Below are 16,469 nucleotides of genomic sequence, written 5' to 3'. Positions count from 1 at the left end.
TCAAGGACCCGCATGACCGCTCCCCGTCGTGATCCGTACGAGAACTTCCCCGGCCACGTCGGCCGCACCTTCGCCGAATCCCGGCCCGCCTGGCCCGAGCGGCGCACTCCCCCGGCCGGCGCCCCGAACATCGTCCTCGTCTACCTGGACGACATGGGGTTCAGCGACATCGGCCCGTTCGGCGCGGAGGTCCCCACCCCGACGCTCGACGCGCTCGCCGACCGCGGCGTCCGTCTCACCAACTACCACACGCAGCCGCTCTGTTCACCGGCCCGCGCCGCGCTCCTTACCGGCTGCAATCCGCACCGCGTCGGCTACGCCATGGTCGCCAACGCCGACCCCGGCTTCCCCGGCTACGGCATGGAGATCGCCGACGACTTCCCCACTCTCGCGCGGACACTGCGCGACTCCGGCTACGCGACGTACGCGGTCGGCAAGTGGCACCTGTCCCGCGACGCGTCCTCCAACGCGGCGGCGGACCGCGCCAACTGGCCGCTGCAGAAGGGCTTCGACCAGTACTACGGCGTCCTCGAAGGGCTCACCAACCTCTTCCACCCGCACCAACTGGTCCGTGACAACTCGCCATTGGACATCGACGCGTTCCCCGAGGACTACTACTACACCGACGACATCACCGACCAGGCGATCTCCATGGTGACGTCGCTGCGCGCCCACGACCCGGACAAGCCCTTCTTCCTCTATCTCGCGCACAACGCCGTGCACGCCCCGCTCCAGGCGAAGCAGGCCGACATCGACCGCCACCGGGGCCGCTACGACGAGGGCTGGGACGCCCTGCGCGCGGCACGTTTCGCGCGCCAGAAGGCGGCCGGGCTCTTCCCGGACGACACCGAGCTGCCGCCCCGCAACACCGAGGTCGGCGCCGACGTGGGCGCCTGGGACGCGCTCACCGCCGAGGAACAGCGGCTCTGCGCCCGCTACATGGAGGTGTACGCGGCGATGGTCGACAATGTCGACCAGAACCTCGGCCGCCTCGTCGACACCCTGAAGGCGCTCGGCGAACTCGACAGCACCATCATCGTGTTCACCTCCGACAACGGCGGGAGCGGCGAGGGCGGCGCCGAGGGCAGCCGCAGCTACTTCAGCCGGTTCGCCCACCACCCCCGCCTCCCCGCCGACTGGCCCGTGGACGTGGGCCGCGACCCGGACCTGATCGGCGGCCCGCGCAGCCTGGTGCACTATCCGCGGGGCTGGGCCATGGCCTCCAACACCCCGTTCCGGCTCTACAAGCGGCACACGTACGCGGGTGGGGTGCGGGTGCCGTTCCTGATCTCCTGGCCGGACGGACTGCGCCGCTCCGCCGGGGACGACGGCATCCGCCACGAGTACCAGTACGTCACGGACATCGCTCCGACCCTTCTCGAACTCGCCGGAATCCAGCGGCCGTTGGAGGGGGTTCAGGAACAGGACGGCAGCAGCTTCGCCCCCGTCCTCACCGATCCGGGCACCGACAGCACCCACCCCGAGCAGTACTGCGAGATGACCGGCAACCGCAGCTACTACCGCGACGGCCACAAGCTGGTCACCCTGCACCGGCCGGGCGTCCCGTACGACGACTCCGAATGGGCGCTGTACGACATCCGCACCGATCCCACCGAGATCCACGACCTGGCCGACCGACACCCGGAGATCGTCAAGGAGTTGTCCGCCGCGTGGGAGGCGGCCGCCTGGGCCAACGGCGTCTTCCCGCTGCCCGACGCCTCGGGCGCCCTCGCGGTGCGCGGACCGGCGGAGGAGCGCCTCTCCCGACCGGTCACGCTGCTGCCCGGCACCCCCGAGCTGGAGCGCTACCGCTCCTCACGCCTGATCGCCTTCCGCTCCTTCACGGTCAGGGTGGAACTCGCGGCGTACGAAGAGGGGGACAGCGGCGTCCTCGTCTCGCACGGCGACCAGGGCGGCGGCTACAGCCTCTACGTCGAGGGCGGCCGGCTGCGGTTCGCGTACAACGAGTACGGGGCGCTGCGCGAGACGGACGCCGGCCCGCTGCCGCCGGGCACCCGCACCGTCCGGCTCACCGCCACCGCCGAACCGGGCCTGCGCTGGCGCTTCACCCTCTGCGTCGACGGCGCCGAGCGGGCCACCACGCCCTCGGTCCACCAGCTGATCGGCATGGCACCGTTCCAGGGCATCAGCGTCGGCCTGGACCGCAAGTCACCGGTGTCCTGGCCGCTGCACGAACGCCACGGCGTCTTCCGCTACACGGGCGCCCTCCGCTCGGTCACCTACGAGCCGGGCACACCGGGACCGGACTCGCCGCAGGCCGTGGCGGAGGCACTACGGGAGGCGGCAGCCGCGTTCGAGTAGCAGGGGCCCTACCGGCGGGTGGCCAGGCGGAGTTCCGTCAGGTAGCGCTTGGTGACCCGGCCGCCGTAGCGCGTGTCGATGAGTCTGCCGATGCAGTCGAGCAGGCCGGCGCGGGCGGCCGGGTCGAGGGCGAGGGTGCCCGAGAACGTGCCGAGCAGGTCGAGGTAGTCCGTGGTGCCGTAGGTGAGTTCGCGTTCGTAGCGGTGGAAGACGGGCGGCTCGAAGCGGTCGGCGCCGGGGAGCGCCGCGTTGCCCTGTAAGACGTTGCGGTTCGGCGCCTCCTGGCTGTCGTACGGGATGGCGGCGGCCGGGGTGAGGCGCAGGTCCGGCGGGGTCGACGGGTCGAAGCGCTCGTAGCAGCCCTGGACCTCGGCGAAGAAGTCCTCGGTGCCGCCCGCGACGTGGTGGGTGGAGACGGTGGCGAGCGTGCCGCCGGGACGCAGTGCGTCCGCGCTCTTGGCGATGCGGACGGCGGGGTCGATCCAGTGGAAGGACGTCGCGGCGAGGACGAGGTCGAAGGGTTCGGGCGGCAGCGGCCAGCCTTCAAAGGCCGCCACGTCGATGGTCGCGCCGGGCAGCTTGCGGCGGGCGACGGCCGCCAGCTCGGCGCCCAGTTCCACGCCGACGATCCGGCAGCCCCGCTCGGCCAGCGGCACGGTCGCTTTTCCCGTGCCGCACCCGATCTCCAGCACGCGGCACCCCGGCCCCGCCCCGGGAAGGTCGTCGTACATCCGGGGCGGGTAGCCGGGGCGGGCGCGGTCGTAGCGGTCGGCGTTCTGGGTGAAGGTGCCGCGCAGGCGTTCGCGGTCGGTGTCGGTCACCTGCCGCACGGTACGCCTGCGTCAGGCGTCCAGCTCCTTCAGACGGGTGGCCAGGGCGTCGGCGATCCGTTCCACGTGCTCCTCCTTGAGCAGTTCCGGGTGGGTGCACGGCAGATCGTGGTTGGTGATGCGGCCGGTGATGTGCGGGCGCCAGGCCTCGCGGGTCAGCCAGTCCTCGGGGCGTGGGGCGGCGGCCGTGAAGAACAGGACGTCGCCGTCGAAGCTCCGGTGCTCGTGGGCGCGCATCATGCGGGCGTGGTTGGGGACGATGTCGACGATCCGCGACAGGGTGCTGTCCTTGAGGCCTGCGAGCGGGCTGCCCGCCCTGCGCAGGGTGGCGAGGACGTCCTCGCGGGTGGCCTCGTCGGTGCGTTCGAAGCCGGCCATGCGCAGGACCGCGGTGAGGGCGTCGCCCTCTTCCGGGGCCGGGCGCTCGCGCCACTGCTCGGCTGGGAACGCGTCGAGCAGCGCGAGGAGTTCGACCTGTTCGCCGGCCTCTTGGAACAGTACGGCGACGGTGTGCGCGAGGATGCCGCCGACGGACCAGCCGATGAGCCGGTAGGGGCCGTGCGGCCGGATCCGGCGGATCTCGTCGACGTAGTCCGCCGCCTGCTCCCACAGGGTGTCCGGGAGTGCGTCGTCCGAGGTCAGTCCGCGTGCCTGAAGGCCGTGCACCGGCTGGTCGCGGTCGAGGCGTGCGGTCAGTCCCGCGTAGCACCAGGAGATGCCGCCCGCCGGGTGGATCGCGAAGAGCGGCGGGCGGGCGCCCTCGCGGCGCAGCGGCAGGACGACGCCGAGGGCGTCCGCGGACACCGGTGACGCGTCGTCGATGCGGGCGGCGAGCGCGGCCGGTGTCGGCGAGGCGAAGAGCGAGCCGATGGTCAGTTCCGCGCCCAGTTCCTCGCGGACCCGGTTGACGAGGCGCACCGCGAGCAGCGAGGTGCCGCCCAGGTCGAAGAAGGCGTCGTCGGGGCCCGCTCCTTCGGCGCCGAGCACCTCGGCGAACAGGCGGGTCAGTGTCTCCTCGCGCGGGCTCCCCGGTCGCCTGGTGCCGCCGCCGGTGAACACGGGCTTCGGCAGCTCGCGGCGGTCCAGCTTGCCGTTGGGGCTGAGCGGGAACGTGTCGAGCGGGACGATCGCGGAGGGCACCATGTGCTCGGGCAGGGTGCGGGCGAGCGCGGCGCGGATCTCTGCCGGGTCGGGCGAGTCCCCTGTCACGTAGCCGACGAGGCGGTCGTCGAGGACCAGCGCGCACGCACCGTCGACGCCCTTCTGTGCCGCCAACTCGGCTTCTATCTCGCCGAGTTCGATGCGCTGGCCGCGCAGTTTGACCTGGTGGTCGGTGCGGCCGAGGTACTCGACCTCGCCGCGTTCGGTCCAGCGCGCGAGGTCGCCGGTGCGGTACATGCGAAGGCCCTCGTACGGCGTGAACGGGTCCGACACGAAGCGCTCTTCGGTCAGCTCGGGACGGTTGAGGTAGCCGTCCGCCAACTGGCGTCCCGCCAAGTACAGTTCGCCGGTCACGCCGGGCGGGCACGGCTGTCCGGCCGGGTCGAGGACGTACAGGCGGGTGTTCCACACCGGTCGGCCGATGGGCACGGGCCCGGTGCCGGACGGCTCGCACGCGTGGTACGTGACGTCGACGGCGGCCTCCGTCGGGCCGTACAGGTTGTGCAGGGCCACGCCGGGGAGGGTGCGGGCGAAGGCGTTCACCGTCTCGCGGGGCAGGGCCTCGCCGCTGCAGAAGACGCGGCGCAGCGCGCCCGCACAGGAGGCGGCGTCGGGTTCGGCGAGGAACACCTGGAGCATCGACGGCACGAAGTGACAGGTGGTGACGGCCTGTTGGCGGATGATCCGGGCCAGGTACGCCGGGTCCTTGTGGCCGCCCGGTTCGGCGACGACGAGCGTCGCACCCTCGCGCAGCGGCCAGAAGAACTCCCACACCGACACGTCGAACGAGGACGGCGTCTTCTGCAGGACGACGTCCGCCGCCCCGATCCCGTACTCGTGCTGCATCCAGCGGAGCCGGTTGTCGATCGCGGAGTGCGGGACGACGACACCCTTGGGGCGGCCGGTCGAGCCGGAGGTGTAGATGACGTACGCGGGGTGGGCGGGGGTGAGCGCGCGGGCCGGGTCGACGGTGGCGTACGGGGACAGGTCGAGGCCTTCGAGGACGACGAGCGGGGTGCCCGCGTCGGCCGGGAGGCGGTCCGCTGTGTCGGTGACGGCGCAGACGGGTTCGGCGTCCTGGAGCATGTACGTGAGGCGCTGCTCGGGGTAGTCGGGGTCGAGCGGGAGATACGCGGCGCCGGACTTGAGGACGGCGAGCAGCGTCACGATCAGCTCGGCCGAGCGCGGCAGGGAGAGCGCGACGAGGCGGCCGGGGGTGGCTCCCAGCGCTTGCAGGTGGCGAGCCAACTGATTGGCCCGCGCGTTGAGTTGCGCGTAGGTGAGCACCGTGCCGCCGCAGACGAGGGCGGTCGCGTCGGGAGTGCGGGTGGCCTGCGCCTCGATGGGGCCGATGAGGGTGGTGGGCGGCAGGGCCCGCTCGGTGCGGTTGAACTCGTCGAGAACAAGGGCGAGTTCGGCCGATGTGGCGATGGTGTGCGTGGCGATCGGTGCCTGCGGGTCGGTCTCGGCGAGGCGGCCCAGGAGGTCGAGGAAACGGGTCTGGTGTGCGGCCAGGTCCTCGTCCGCGTAGAGGGCCGGGTTGCCGTCGTGGTCGATGCGCAGGCCGCGGCCGTCGGCGCGGTCGTAGATGTTGACCGTGAGGTCGTCGACGGGCCCGGCCGACAGGTTGTGCGCGCGGGCGGGGGCGCCCGCGAACTCGGCGCCGTAGTCGAACGGCATGACGTTGACGAGCGGTCCGACCAGGCCCCGGCTCTCGCCGAGCAGGCCGAGGTCGCGGCGGATGTCCTCGTAGCGGTAGCGCTGGTGGCGGCGCACTTCCCTTACGCCCAGGACCACTTGGCGGACCAGCTCGGCGAAGGTGGCGTCGGGGGTGACGGTGAGGCGCAGCGGCAGCACGTTCATGACCATGCCGGGGACGCGGAGGGCGACCGAGCCCATGCGGCCCATCATCGGCAGGCCGAGGACGACGTCCTCGCGGCCCGTGGCGCGGGAGGTGTAGAGGGCCTGTGCGGCGATGAGGACGTCGGGCCAGGTGGCGCGGGTGCGCGCGGCGAGTTCCTTCAGCCGCTCGGTGGTCTCCGGCGCGATCCGTGCCGTACGGCGATGGAAGGTGCGGGACGGCAGCGCGCCGCGGCCCGCGAGCCGGGGGGCCTCCGGGCGGTCCGCGAAGGCCTCGCCCCAGTGCGCGCGGTCGGCGGCGAAGGCGTCGGAGGCGCGGTACTCGGCGTCGACGGCCAGCAGGTCGGCAAGGGTCTCGAAGGCGCGGGGGCCCGGGTCGTCGCCGCGTACGAGTGCCGTGTAGATGGCGGCGGTCCGGCCGACGAGGAGCGAGTAGCCGAAACCGTCGACGACGAGGTGGTGGATGCGCTGGTACCAGAGCCAGCGCCGCTCCCCCACGCGGAACAGGGCGTGCCGGAACAGCGGCCCCTCCGCCAGGTCGCAGGCCTCGGCGAGGTCGGCGCGCATCCAGGCCAGGGCCTCGTCCTCGCTGAGGTCCTCGCGCACGGTGAGCGGCAACTCGACGCTGCCGCACACGCGTTGGCGGGGGCCGTCGGGGGTGTCCTCGACGCGGACGCGCAGGGCGTCGGCCTCGGCGACGACCCGGCGCAGCGCCTCGGCGAAGAGGTCCGGGTCGATGTCGCCGTCGATCTCCAGGTACTCGGCGGTGTTCTGCGCGGGGCTGAGCGGGTCGAGGGCCTGCGCGAACCACATGCCGGACTGGGCGGAGGTGAGCGGCAGGACGAGGTCGCGGGCCTCGGTGGGCTCGCTGACGGTCGCGGTCATGAGGCGGCCACCCCGAGGATCTTCGCCCAGGCCTCGATGGCCGGCTGCTCGGCGAGGTCGACGAACGAGGCCTCGGCGCCGTGGTCCCTGCGCCAGCGCTCCAGGAGGGTCATGACGCGCACGGAGTCGAGCCCGTAGTCGACGAGGTTCTCGTCGAGGGGTATCTCGGCGGGGTCGTCCTCGCCGAGGCAGTCGGCGACGTCCTCGCGGATCCTCTGAACGGTGAGCGTGGTCATGCGGCCCGTACCTCCTCGATGAGCTGGTCGGTGGTGGTGACGACGGCGCAGCGGCCCGCGGCCCAGAGCAGCGCCATGTCGTGGTCCTCGCGGGTGAAGTCGGCGACGGCGTCGGCGACGACGAACGCCTGGATGTCCCGCATCCACGCGTCGGCGGCGCTGACCATCACGCCGATGTGCGCGTACACGCCGACGATCACCAGCTGGTCGCGGCCCGACTCCCGCATCAGCTCCTCGAGTTCGGTGCGGACGAACGCGCTGTACTTCCATTTGGTGAGGACCGTGTCGCCGTCCTCGGGTGCGACGGCCCCGGGCATGGCGAGGACGGCCGGATCGTCGGCGACGCCGGGGCCCCAGAAGTCGAGCTGCAGCCCGCGCTCCTCGGGGCTCTGGCCGCCGCGCTGCGCGGAGTAGTACACGGGGATGCCGAGGCCGCGGCTCTCCTTGAGCAGCCGGGCGGTGTTGTCGAGCATGCCGGTCAACGGCTGTTCGGTTTGCGGGTACTTGGCGAGGAAGTGGTGCTGGAGGTCGTGCACGAGCAGCACGGCGCGGGCCGGGTCGACGGTCCAGGCGACGCGGTTCGCGGGGAGCTCCCCGGGGGTGGGGAGCGGGTAGGCGGCGATGGCGGGCAGGGCCATGGTGGGGGTACCTCTCAGTGCTGCTCGGCGGCGGACCGCTGATGCTTCTTGCTGATCTTGCCGATGCCGGTCTGCGGGAAGGCGTCGACGAATTCGACGAGGTCGGGCACCTTGTACGCGGCCACGCCCCGCTCCCGTACGAAGCGTTTGACGGCGACGGACCTGAGGGGTCCGGCGTCGGCGCGCAGGATGACGTAGGCGAGGGAGCGTTCGCCGAGGTACTCGTCGGGGACGCCGACGACGGAGACGTCGTGCACGGCGGGGTGGGCGAGCAGGATGTTCTCGATCTCCTCCGGGGCGATCTTCTCGCCGCCCCGGTTGATCTGGTCCTTGGCCCGGCCCTCGACGACGAGGTGCCCGGTCGGGGTGCGGCGCACGATGTCGCCGGTGCGGTAGAACCCGTCGGCGGTGAAGGAGCGGGCGTTGTGCTCGGGGGCCCGCCAGTAGCCGCGGATGGTGTACGGGCCGCGGGTGAGCAGATGCCCGAAGCCGCCCTCGGGGACGTCCTGGTCGGCGTCGTCGACGACGCGCACCTCGTCGTCCGGGGAGATCGGCAGCCCCTGCGTGGCGACGACGGTCTCCGGATCGTCGTCCAGGCGCGTGTAGTTGACGAGCCCTTCCGCCATGCCGAAGACCTGCATCAGGCGGCAGCTGAGGGCGGGTTCGAGGCGGCGGGCGGCCTGTTCGCTGTACTTGGCGCCGCCGACGAGGACGAGTTCCATGCTCGACAGGTCGTGCGCGGTGCCGGCCGCGGAGTCCGTCCACACCAGGGCGAGCGGCGGCACGAGGCCCGTCATGGTGATCCGCTCGCTCGCGACGAGCGGGAACGCGGTGTCCGGGTCGGGCGCGGGCGCGAGCACGACGGTGCCGCCCGCGTACAGCACACCGAGCCAACCAGGGCTGCTCATCGGGTAGTTGTGAGCGGCGGGCAGCACGACGAGGAAGCGGGTGTCGGCGTCGACGCCGCAGATGTCGTTCGAGCCCCACAGCGAGTACAGGTAGTCGTCGTGAGTACGCGGGATCAGCTTGGGCCGCCCGGTGGTGCCGCCGGACAGCTGGAGGAAGGCCAGCTCGTGCGGCTGCGGGCCGTCCAACTCGACGGGTTCGCACGGCACTTCGGACAGTGCGGTGTGCTCGCCGGCGTCGTCCCCGGCCACGAACACGTGCTTGAGGCTCGGTGTCGCTGCCCGGACCTTGCTCGCGAGCGCCCGGTGGTCGAAGCCCGCGTGCCGTTCGGGGATCACGTAGGCGACGGCCTCGGTGAAGGAGCAGAAGTACGCGATCTCGCTCTCGCGGTGCGCGGGCAGCGCGTACACGGGCAGCGCGCCGATGCGGAACAGGGCGAAGACGACCTCGACGAACTCGCCGACGTTCGGCAGCTGGACGACGACACGATCGCCCTTGCGTATGCCGCGTGACACGAACCCGGCGGCCAACCGGTCGACCTGGTCGTCGAGTTGGCGGTAGGTCCAGGTGCGTCTGGAGGGGGCCGGGTCCACGAGGGCGATCCGGTCGGGGTGGGATTCGGCGCGCTCGCGCAGCACTCCGCCGAAGGTCTCGCCGCGCCAGTACCCGGCGGCGCGGTACCGCTCGGCGTACTCGGCGGGCCAGGTGGGCGCGTCGACACCGGGGGCGAGGGGGCTGGTGCTCACAGGGCGGCTCCCACGGCGTTCAGGAAGGTGCGGAACTTGGCGCCGGTCTCGGCGGTCTCGGCCTCGGGCGAGGACTCGGCGACGATCCCCGCGCCCGCGAACAGGCGCAGCAGATTGCCCTCGGCCTCGGCGCAGCGGATGGTGACGACCCACTCGCCGTCGCCGTCGGCGTTCTGCCAGCCGACCATGCCGGTGTAGGCGCCGCGGTCGAACGGCTCGGACTCCGCGATGACCTGCCGCGCGAGGCCGGTCGGTGTGCCGCACACCGCGGGGGTGGGGTGCAGCGCGGCGGCGAGGTCGAGGGCGGTGGTGCGCCCGGGGTCCGCGAGTTCGCCGGTCACGGTCGTGGACAGGTGCCACATGGCGGCCGTCCGTACGAGGGTGGGGCGGGCGGGCACGTCGATGCGGGCGCAGAACGGGGCGAGGGCCTCGCGCACCGCGTCCACCACGACGGCGTGCTCGTGCAGGTCCTTCGCCGATTCGAGGAGCGCGGCGGCACGGCGCACGTCCTCGGCGAGGTCGGCGGAGCGCGGCGCGGAGCCGGCGAGGGGGTTGGCGGTGAGCGTGGCTCCGGTGCGGGACACGAGGAGTTCGGGGCTCGCGCCGATGAGCGTACGGCCGGGGGCGCTGGGCACCGCGAAGGTGTAGCCGGCCGGGTCGCGGCGGGCGAGGCGGCGCAGCATGACGGGCAGGTCAGGGGCCTCGCGGGCGGTCAGTTCGAGGGTGCGGGCGAGGACCACCTTGTCGAACTCGCCGGCCTTCATCCGCTCGACGGCCGCGGCGACGGCGGCACCGTACACCTCGGGCTCCGGAACCTCGCGCACGGACCACTGGGCACCGGCGGTCGGCACGGGCAGCGCGATGAGCGGGTCCTCGCGCAGCGGCGGCGCCCACCGCACGGACTCCGGCACGGCGAGGGCGGGCGCGGCACCGGGGTCGAAGGGCAGGGCACCCATCACGACGGGGTTCGGGTCACCGGCGCGCCGCCGGGAGTCGAGCAGCGCCCGCACACGGGAACTCAACGGGCCTTCTCTGTGCGGGAGTTCGGCGACGACGCCGCGCCCGAGGAGGGTGCGGTGCGGGGTGGCGAGGAAGCGGTCGGTGACGGGCGCGTACTCCTCCAGGAGGGCGGTGGCTGAACCGGGCGGGACGAGCTCGGGCACACTGGGCCTGGCGACCGTGGTCATGGGTGTCTCCAAGGGTGGGGGCCTTCAAGAACGGGGCACGAACAAGCCCCTGCGGTGATTGAGGACGGGGACGCGATCAAGTGGACAGGGGCACGATCAAGCCCCTGCGGCGTTTGAGCAGCGGGGTCCGGGGCGGCGCCCCGCGACGTGGGAACGGCTCCCGGTCACCCGCGGAGGGTCGCCCCGCCGTCGACGTACAGGTCCTGCATCGTGATGTGCCGGGCCCGGTCTCCGGCGAGGAACGCCACCGCCTCCGCGATGTCGCCGGGATCGGCGATGCGGCCGAGGGGAATGCCGGTGCGGTGCGCGGCGAGGTCGCCCTCGATGACGGCGCGGGCACCGGCCTCAGCGTCGCCGCCGGGCGCCGCTTCCCACATGCCGCGCTGCATGTCGGTGAGGGTCGAGCCGGGGCAGACGTTGTTGCAGCGCACCCCGTGCGCGGCGACCTCCAGGCCGAGGCATTTGGTGAACATCGCGGTGGCCGCCTTCGACGCGGCGTACGCGGCCATGCCCTGGCGGGGGATGCCGGCGGCGTTGGATGCGACGGTGACGATGCTCCCGCTCCCCCGCCGTACCATCCGGCGGGCGACGGCCCGCGAGACATGCATCGCGCCGTTGGTGTTGACGGCGAAGCAGGCGGCCCAGTCCTCGTCGGCGAGGTCCACGACGGGTGCGCCGCGCAGGATCCCGGCGACGTTGACAGCGATGTCGAGGGGACCGTGGCCGACCTCGGTGTCGGCGACGAGCGCCTCGACGGCCGCCGCGTCGGTGACGTCGAGGGGGCGGGCGACGACCTGCCCTTCGGCGTAGGGGGCCGCGGCCTTCGCGGCGGCTTCGGCGTCCAGGTCGGTGGCGATCACGCGGGCGCCGCGCGCGGCGAGCGCGGCGACGACGGCCTCGCCGATCCCCCGGCCCGCCCCCGTGACGAGGGCGAGCCGGCCGGCCAGGTCAAGGCCAGTGCTGGGAGACATCACTTGGCGAGCGCCCCCTTGATGTCGTCGAGGACGGTCCGCGCGGCGAGCGGGCCGCCCGCGCTGTTCCACGCCGAGCCGTCGATGACGACGACGTGGTCCTCCTTCTCGGCCTTCAACTTCTCGAAGTTGGTGACCTTCCGGGCCTGCGCGTAGGCCTTCCGGCTGTCGTCCTCGCTGCCGAGGGCGCCGAGGAACAGCCAGTCGCCGTCGATGCTCGCGAGCTTCTCCAGGGAGACCGGCTCGCTGTGTCCGGTGCTCGCGCCCTGCTGGTCCTCGGGGCGGTCGAGGCCGAGCGCCTTGAGCGTCGAGCCGACGTGGCCCGCGCCCTTGCCGACGACGGAGGGCGCGCCGTCCTGCCAGCGGATGACGGAGACGGACTTTCCGGCGTTGTCGCCGAGCTTCTTCTTCGTGCCGGCGACCTGTGTGTCGAAGTCGGCGAGCCACTTCTCGGCGTCGGACTTCTTGTTGAGGGCGTCTGCGGTGTCGGTGAACGCCGTCTTCCAGTCCTCGTTGAGCTTCGCGGTGACGACGGTCGGCGCGATCTCCTGGAGCTTGTCGACGGTCTTCTTCGCGCCGGTCGTCTCGTCGAGGAGGATCAGGTCGGGCTGGAGCGCGGCGAGCTTCTCCATGTCGGCCTCGGCGACGGAGGCGACGACCTGCGCCTTGGTGGCCTTGTCCGCGAGGTAGGAGGAGACGCCCTTCTGGCCGCGGCCCGCGGTGGTGCCGACCGGCTCGACGCCCAGGGCGAGCGCCGCGTCGAGGGTCGGCTCGCTGAGCGCGACGACCTTCTTGGGGTCGCTCGGCACCTTGACCTCGCGGCCCTGGGCGTCGGTGAGCTGCCGCGTCTTCGACGCGGAACCGGCCTTCTCCGCGCCGCCTGCGTCGTCTCCGCTGTCGCTGCCGCAGGCGCTCAGGAGCAGGGCGCCCGTGACGGCGGCGGCCGGTATGAGGGCGGCGCGGCGGATTCTCGGGGAGGACATGTGCGTAGGGCTCCTTAGGGAGATGAGAGGAGAGAGATGGTGTGGGGGGGGGGGGGAGGTCCGAGGGGCCGCGCTAGGGCCTGTCTTCCAACTCCCGTCGTCGCCCGAAGACGCAGACGGGAGTTTGAAGACAGGACCTAGGCGGGGGCGGCACCCAGGAGACGGATCAGGGCGTCGACGAGGGCGACGCGCCAACAGGCGTAGTCGTGACCGCCGTTGAACTCGTTGCGGGTCACCTGGTAGCGGGCCGAGTGCAGCGTGTCGTAGAGGGTGCGGCAGTGGTCGACCATCGCGCCCTCGTGCAGACCCGCGTCGAGGTGGACGGTGATCGGCGCGGGGTCGGCCTCGGCGTACCGGGCGACGATCCACGGCACTCCGAAGACGTGTTTCTGCACGACGCCCGGCGGCAGGCTCGGCCGCCACCACAGCGAGGGCGACTGGGCGACGACATGGCCGAAACGGTCCGGTCGCAGCCGCCCCGCGTGCAGGGCGGCCAGGCCGCCGAGGCTCTGTCCCGCGACGACGGTGCGCGCCGGGTCCGTCGCGAGCGGCCAGCGGTCCGTCGCCCACGGCAGCAGTTCGTCGGCGAGGAACTCCACGAAGGCGTCCCGCGCGCCGAGTTCACGGTGCCGGGTGTCCCGGTCGACGGCGTCAGGTGCGAGCACGGCGAGCGGCGGCAGCCGCCCGTCGGCGATCAGCGCGTCGAGAGTGTGCTGGAGGCCGAGGCGGCCGAACCACATGTCGCCGTCGCAGAGCACGAGGACGGGCAGCCGTTCCGTGCTCCCGCGAGGACCAGGGGGCACGTACGCCCACACGTCGCGTTCGCCGCTCGCGTCGCGCTCCGCGCTCAGTGCCGCGGCGCCCACGCTGTGCCGTTCGAGCAGCCCGGCGGGCACGGTGCCGCGCCGCTCGGTCCAGGCCGGGGCGGGGGCCTCGGGCAGGGCGAAGACGGAGCTGTCGCCCGCGCCCCAACGGGTGGGCAGGCGCCGGGGGTTGAGCGGGTCGTGGGCCCCGTGCACCGTGAGGGAGCGCAGCCGCGCCTGCAGCACCTCGGGGTCCTCGGGCGGCTCCTTGGCCGAGATGTCGGCGGCGATCCGGTACGAGGCGCGGTGGTCGGCGCGCAGCCGCAGCCCGAAGTGCCAGATGTCGGTGCCGGCGATCCGCTCCATGAGGGAGCCCGCGAGGTGGGCGCGGTCGCCGAGGTGGCTGACCATGAGCAGCACCTGCCGGGTGGCGCGGTGGCCGCGCCACAGGAAGGTGACCGCGCGGTGGTCGGGTTCGCCGTCCAGTTCTTCGACGAGCGGCGTGCCACGGGCGGCGGCCTCCCGCCAGAACTCCTCGGCGATGCGGGCGCGTTGAGCGTCGTCGGCCGCGGCGATGCGCTCCTCGAGGCGCGCGACGCGGGCACCGGTGACGCGGTCCGGCCGGTGGTCCGGCAGGGCGGCAACGGACTGGACGCTCATGGCTCCTCTTCCTCCGGAAACGACCCGCGTTGTCCGGAAATGACGTGCGCTCCCCGGAAACGACCCGGGCTTTTCTGTCGACGTAATTGTTAGCAGACGTGGTTAGGTTAGCCTAAGCTAACCACATGCCCGCAGGACTACGACTCCGCCCCGGCGGAACACAGCAACTCCCGGCCACCGAGCCGCGCAGCCGACCGCCCCGCACCACGGGACTCCTGTTCGGTCTGGCACTGCTCGTCACCGCCGCCGCCCTCTCGCTCGCCGTGGGCACGCAGCACCTCGCGCCCGACCAGGTCTGGAGCGGGCTCTTCGCGCCGACGGGTTCCGCGAGCGACGGCATCGTGCGGGAACTGCGGCTGCCGCGAACGCTCATCGGCATCGCCGTGGGCGCGGCGCTCGGCCTCGCGGGCGGCGTGATGCAGGTACTGACCCGCAACCCCCTGGCCGACCCGGGACTTCTGGGTGTGAACGCGGGCTCGGCGGCCGCCGTCGTCACCGCGATCAGCGTCTTCGGCATCACCTCGTTCACCGGATACCTGTGGTTCGCGCTGCTCGGCGCCGCCGTCGCCGCCGTCCTCGTCAACGCCCTGGGCGGCACCCGGTCGGCGACACCGGTCCGCCTCGCGCTCGCCGGCACGGCCGTCAACGCGGCCCTGTTCGGCTACGTGAATGGGCTCCAGCAGTGGGACCTGAACGCCCTGGACTCGATGCGCCACTGGTCCGTCGGCACGCTGGACAAGCGCGACCCCCAACTCCTGCTCACCGCGCTGCCGTTGCTGGTCGCGGGCGCGCTCCTCGCGTTCGCGCTCGCCCGGCCGCTCGGCGCGCTCTCGCTGGGCGAGGACCACGCCCGCGCGCTCGGCACCTCGGTGCGGCGCACCCGGGTCCTGTCGATCGTGGCCGTCACGCTGCTGTGCGGGAGCGCGACCGCCGTGTGCGGGCCGATCGGCTTCGTCGGCCTGATGATCCCGCACGCGGTCCGCGCGTTCACCGGACCCGATCCGCGCTGGATGCTGCCCTACTGCGCGCTGTTCGCGCCCAGCCTGCTCCTCGTGGCCGACGTGATCGGCCGGATCGTGGTGGCGCCCTCGGAGATCCAGGCGGACATCGTCACGTCGTTCATCGGCGGCCTGATCTTCGTCCATCTCGTACGGCAGCGGAAGGTGGCTCAATTGTGACCGCGGTGCAGGACCGACCCCGCTCCTACGAGGCCGAGTTGCGGCACGGAAGAGTGCGGGCGGGGCGGCTCTCGGTCCGCTTCGACCCGCGCTCCGTGCTCGTCTGCCTGGCGCTGATCGTGGTCACGGCGTGCCTCGTGGTGCTCTCCGTCGGCACGGGCACGTACGCGCTGTCGCCCATGGAGGTGCTGCGGACGTTCGCGGGGGACGGACCGCCCGGCGCCGGGTTCATCGTCCTCGACCTGCGCCTTCCGCGTGCCGTCGTGGCGGTGCTCGTCGGCTTCGGGACGGGCATGGCGGGCGCCGTCTTCCAGTCGCTCACCCGCAATCCGCTGGGCAGCCCGGACATCATCGGGTTCGGGAACGGCGCGTCGGCCGGGGCACTCGTCGCGATCATCGTGCTCGACGCGGGGGCTCCGCAGACCGCTCTGGGCGCGCTCGTCGGCGGCTTCGCCACGGCCACCGCCGTCTATCTGCTCGCCTGGCGGCGCGGCGTGCACGGCTACCGGCTCGTGCTCGTCGGCATCGGCGTGTCCGCGGTGCTCGGGGCGGCGACCAGCTTCCTCTACGTCCGCGCCGACATCGGCAAGGCCGCCCAGGCGGCGAGCTGGACGATCGGCTCGCTCAACGACCGCGGCTGGACCGAGGCCAGGACGGCCGCGCTCGGCCTGCTCGTCTGCGTCCCCGTGGTGATGGTGTTCGGCCGCCGGCTGACGATGCTGGAGATGGGCGACGACACGGCGGGCGCGCTCGGTGTGCCACCGGAACGCAGCCGTCTGATCCTGCTGTGCGCGGGCACGGGACTGACCGCGATGGCGGTGGCCGCCGCCGGGCCGATCCCGTTCCTCGCCATGGCCTCGCCCCAGCTGGCCCGCCGTGTCACCCGCGCGCCGGGACCGAACGTGCTGCCCGCCGCGTGGATGGGCGCCCTCCTGGTGACGGCGGCCGACCTGGTGACACAGCGGGTGACGGGTTCGGCGCTGATGCCGGTGGGTGTGGTGACGGGCGTCGCGGGCGGCCTGTTCCTGGCGTGGCTGCTGCTGAAGGAGCGCAGGGCGCAGCACATCTGACCGCCCGGGGCCCACCCCGGCTCCTCGTCGCCT

General features: G+C 72.8%; 12 protein-coding genes. 3 read left to right on the top strand and 9 right to left on the bottom strand.

The window, feature by feature from the left end:
- Positions 1-12 precede the first annotated feature (12 nt).
- Positions 13-2,322, top strand: coding sequence for an arylsulfatase (locus ACFV9W_RS23530; protein ID WP_385763990.1), 2,310 nt, complete (start codon positions 13-15; stop codon positions 2,320-2,322).
- Between the two features lie 8 nt (positions 2,323-2,330).
- Here the strand turns inward: ACFV9W_RS23530 and ACFV9W_RS23525 are convergent, their stop codons facing one another.
- The 9 genes from ACFV9W_RS23525 to fes form a co-directional block, all read right to left on the bottom strand.
- Complete coding sequence (locus ACFV9W_RS23525) at positions 2,331-3,143, bottom strand: class I SAM-dependent methyltransferase (protein WP_385763988.1); 813 nt, start codon at positions 3,141-3,143, stop codon at positions 2,331-2,333.
- 21 nt (positions 3,144-3,164) lie between these two features.
- A complete protein-coding gene (locus ACFV9W_RS23520; RefSeq protein ID WP_385763986.1) occupies positions 3,165-7,058 on the bottom strand; it encodes an amino acid adenylation domain-containing protein in 3,894 nt (1,297 codons plus the stop codon).
- Positions 7,055-7,294: a phosphopantetheine-binding protein gene (locus ACFV9W_RS23515; protein WP_326021303.1), complete on the bottom strand. Its 240-nt coding sequence runs from the start codon at positions 7,292-7,294 to the stop codon at positions 7,055-7,057. Before ACFV9W_RS23515 ends, ACFV9W_RS23520 begins: the two co-directional genes overlap by 4 nt.
- Positions 7,291-7,932, bottom strand: a complete 642-nt coding sequence (locus ACFV9W_RS23510; protein ID WP_385763983.1) for an isochorismatase family protein — start codon at positions 7,930-7,932, stop codon at positions 7,291-7,293. The genes ACFV9W_RS23515 and ACFV9W_RS23510 overlap by 4 nt, the downstream gene beginning before the upstream one ends.
- A 14-nt stretch (positions 7,933-7,946) precedes the next feature.
- Positions 7,947-9,584, bottom strand: coding sequence for a (2,3-dihydroxybenzoyl)adenylate synthase (locus tag ACFV9W_RS23505; RefSeq protein WP_385763981.1), 1,638 nt, complete (start codon positions 9,582-9,584; stop codon positions 7,947-7,949).
- Complete coding sequence (locus ACFV9W_RS23500; RefSeq protein ID WP_385763979.1) at positions 9,581-10,771, bottom strand: isochorismate synthase; 1,191 nt, start codon at positions 10,769-10,771, stop codon at positions 9,581-9,583. The genes ACFV9W_RS23505 and ACFV9W_RS23500 overlap by 4 nt, the downstream gene beginning before the upstream one ends.
- A gap of 164 nt (positions 10,772-10,935) precedes the next feature.
- Entirely contained in the window at positions 10,936-11,742 is an 807-nt protein-coding gene (locus tag ACFV9W_RS23495; protein WP_385763977.1) for a 2,3-dihydro-2,3-dihydroxybenzoate dehydrogenase, read from the bottom strand.
- A complete protein-coding gene (locus ACFV9W_RS23490; protein WP_385763974.1) occupies positions 11,742-12,725 on the bottom strand; it encodes an ABC transporter substrate-binding protein in 984 nt (327 codons plus the stop codon). Before ACFV9W_RS23490 ends, ACFV9W_RS23495 begins: the two co-directional genes overlap by 1 nt.
- Positions 12,726-12,862: 137 nt before the next feature.
- Positions 12,863-14,188 (bottom strand): enterochelin esterase, encoded by a 1,326-nt coding sequence (gene fes / locus ACFV9W_RS23485; protein ID WP_385763972.1) that lies wholly within the window; start codon positions 14,186-14,188, stop codon positions 12,863-12,865.
- Positions 14,189-14,313: 125 nt separating this feature from the next.
- On the opposite strand from fes, the gene ACFV9W_RS23480 reads away from it, so the two are divergent.
- Positions 14,314-15,366: a FecCD family ABC transporter permease gene (locus tag ACFV9W_RS23480; RefSeq protein ID WP_385763970.1), complete on the top strand. Its 1,053-nt coding sequence runs from the start codon at positions 14,314-14,316 to the stop codon at positions 15,364-15,366.
- A gap of 5 nt (positions 15,367-15,371) precedes the next feature.
- Complete coding sequence (locus tag ACFV9W_RS23475; protein WP_385763968.1) at positions 15,372-16,436, top strand: FecCD family ABC transporter permease; 1,065 nt, start codon at positions 15,372-15,374, stop codon at positions 16,434-16,436.
- Positions 16,437-16,469 lie beyond the last annotated feature (33 nt).

This window comes from Streptomyces sp. NPDC059897, from assembly GCF_042730865.1.
Taxonomy (GTDB): Bacteria; Actinomycetota; Actinomycetes; order Streptomycetales; family Streptomycetaceae; genus Streptomyces.
Note: the sequence above shows the minus strand (reverse complement) of the source record. Positions and strands in the feature narration are given on the sequence as shown.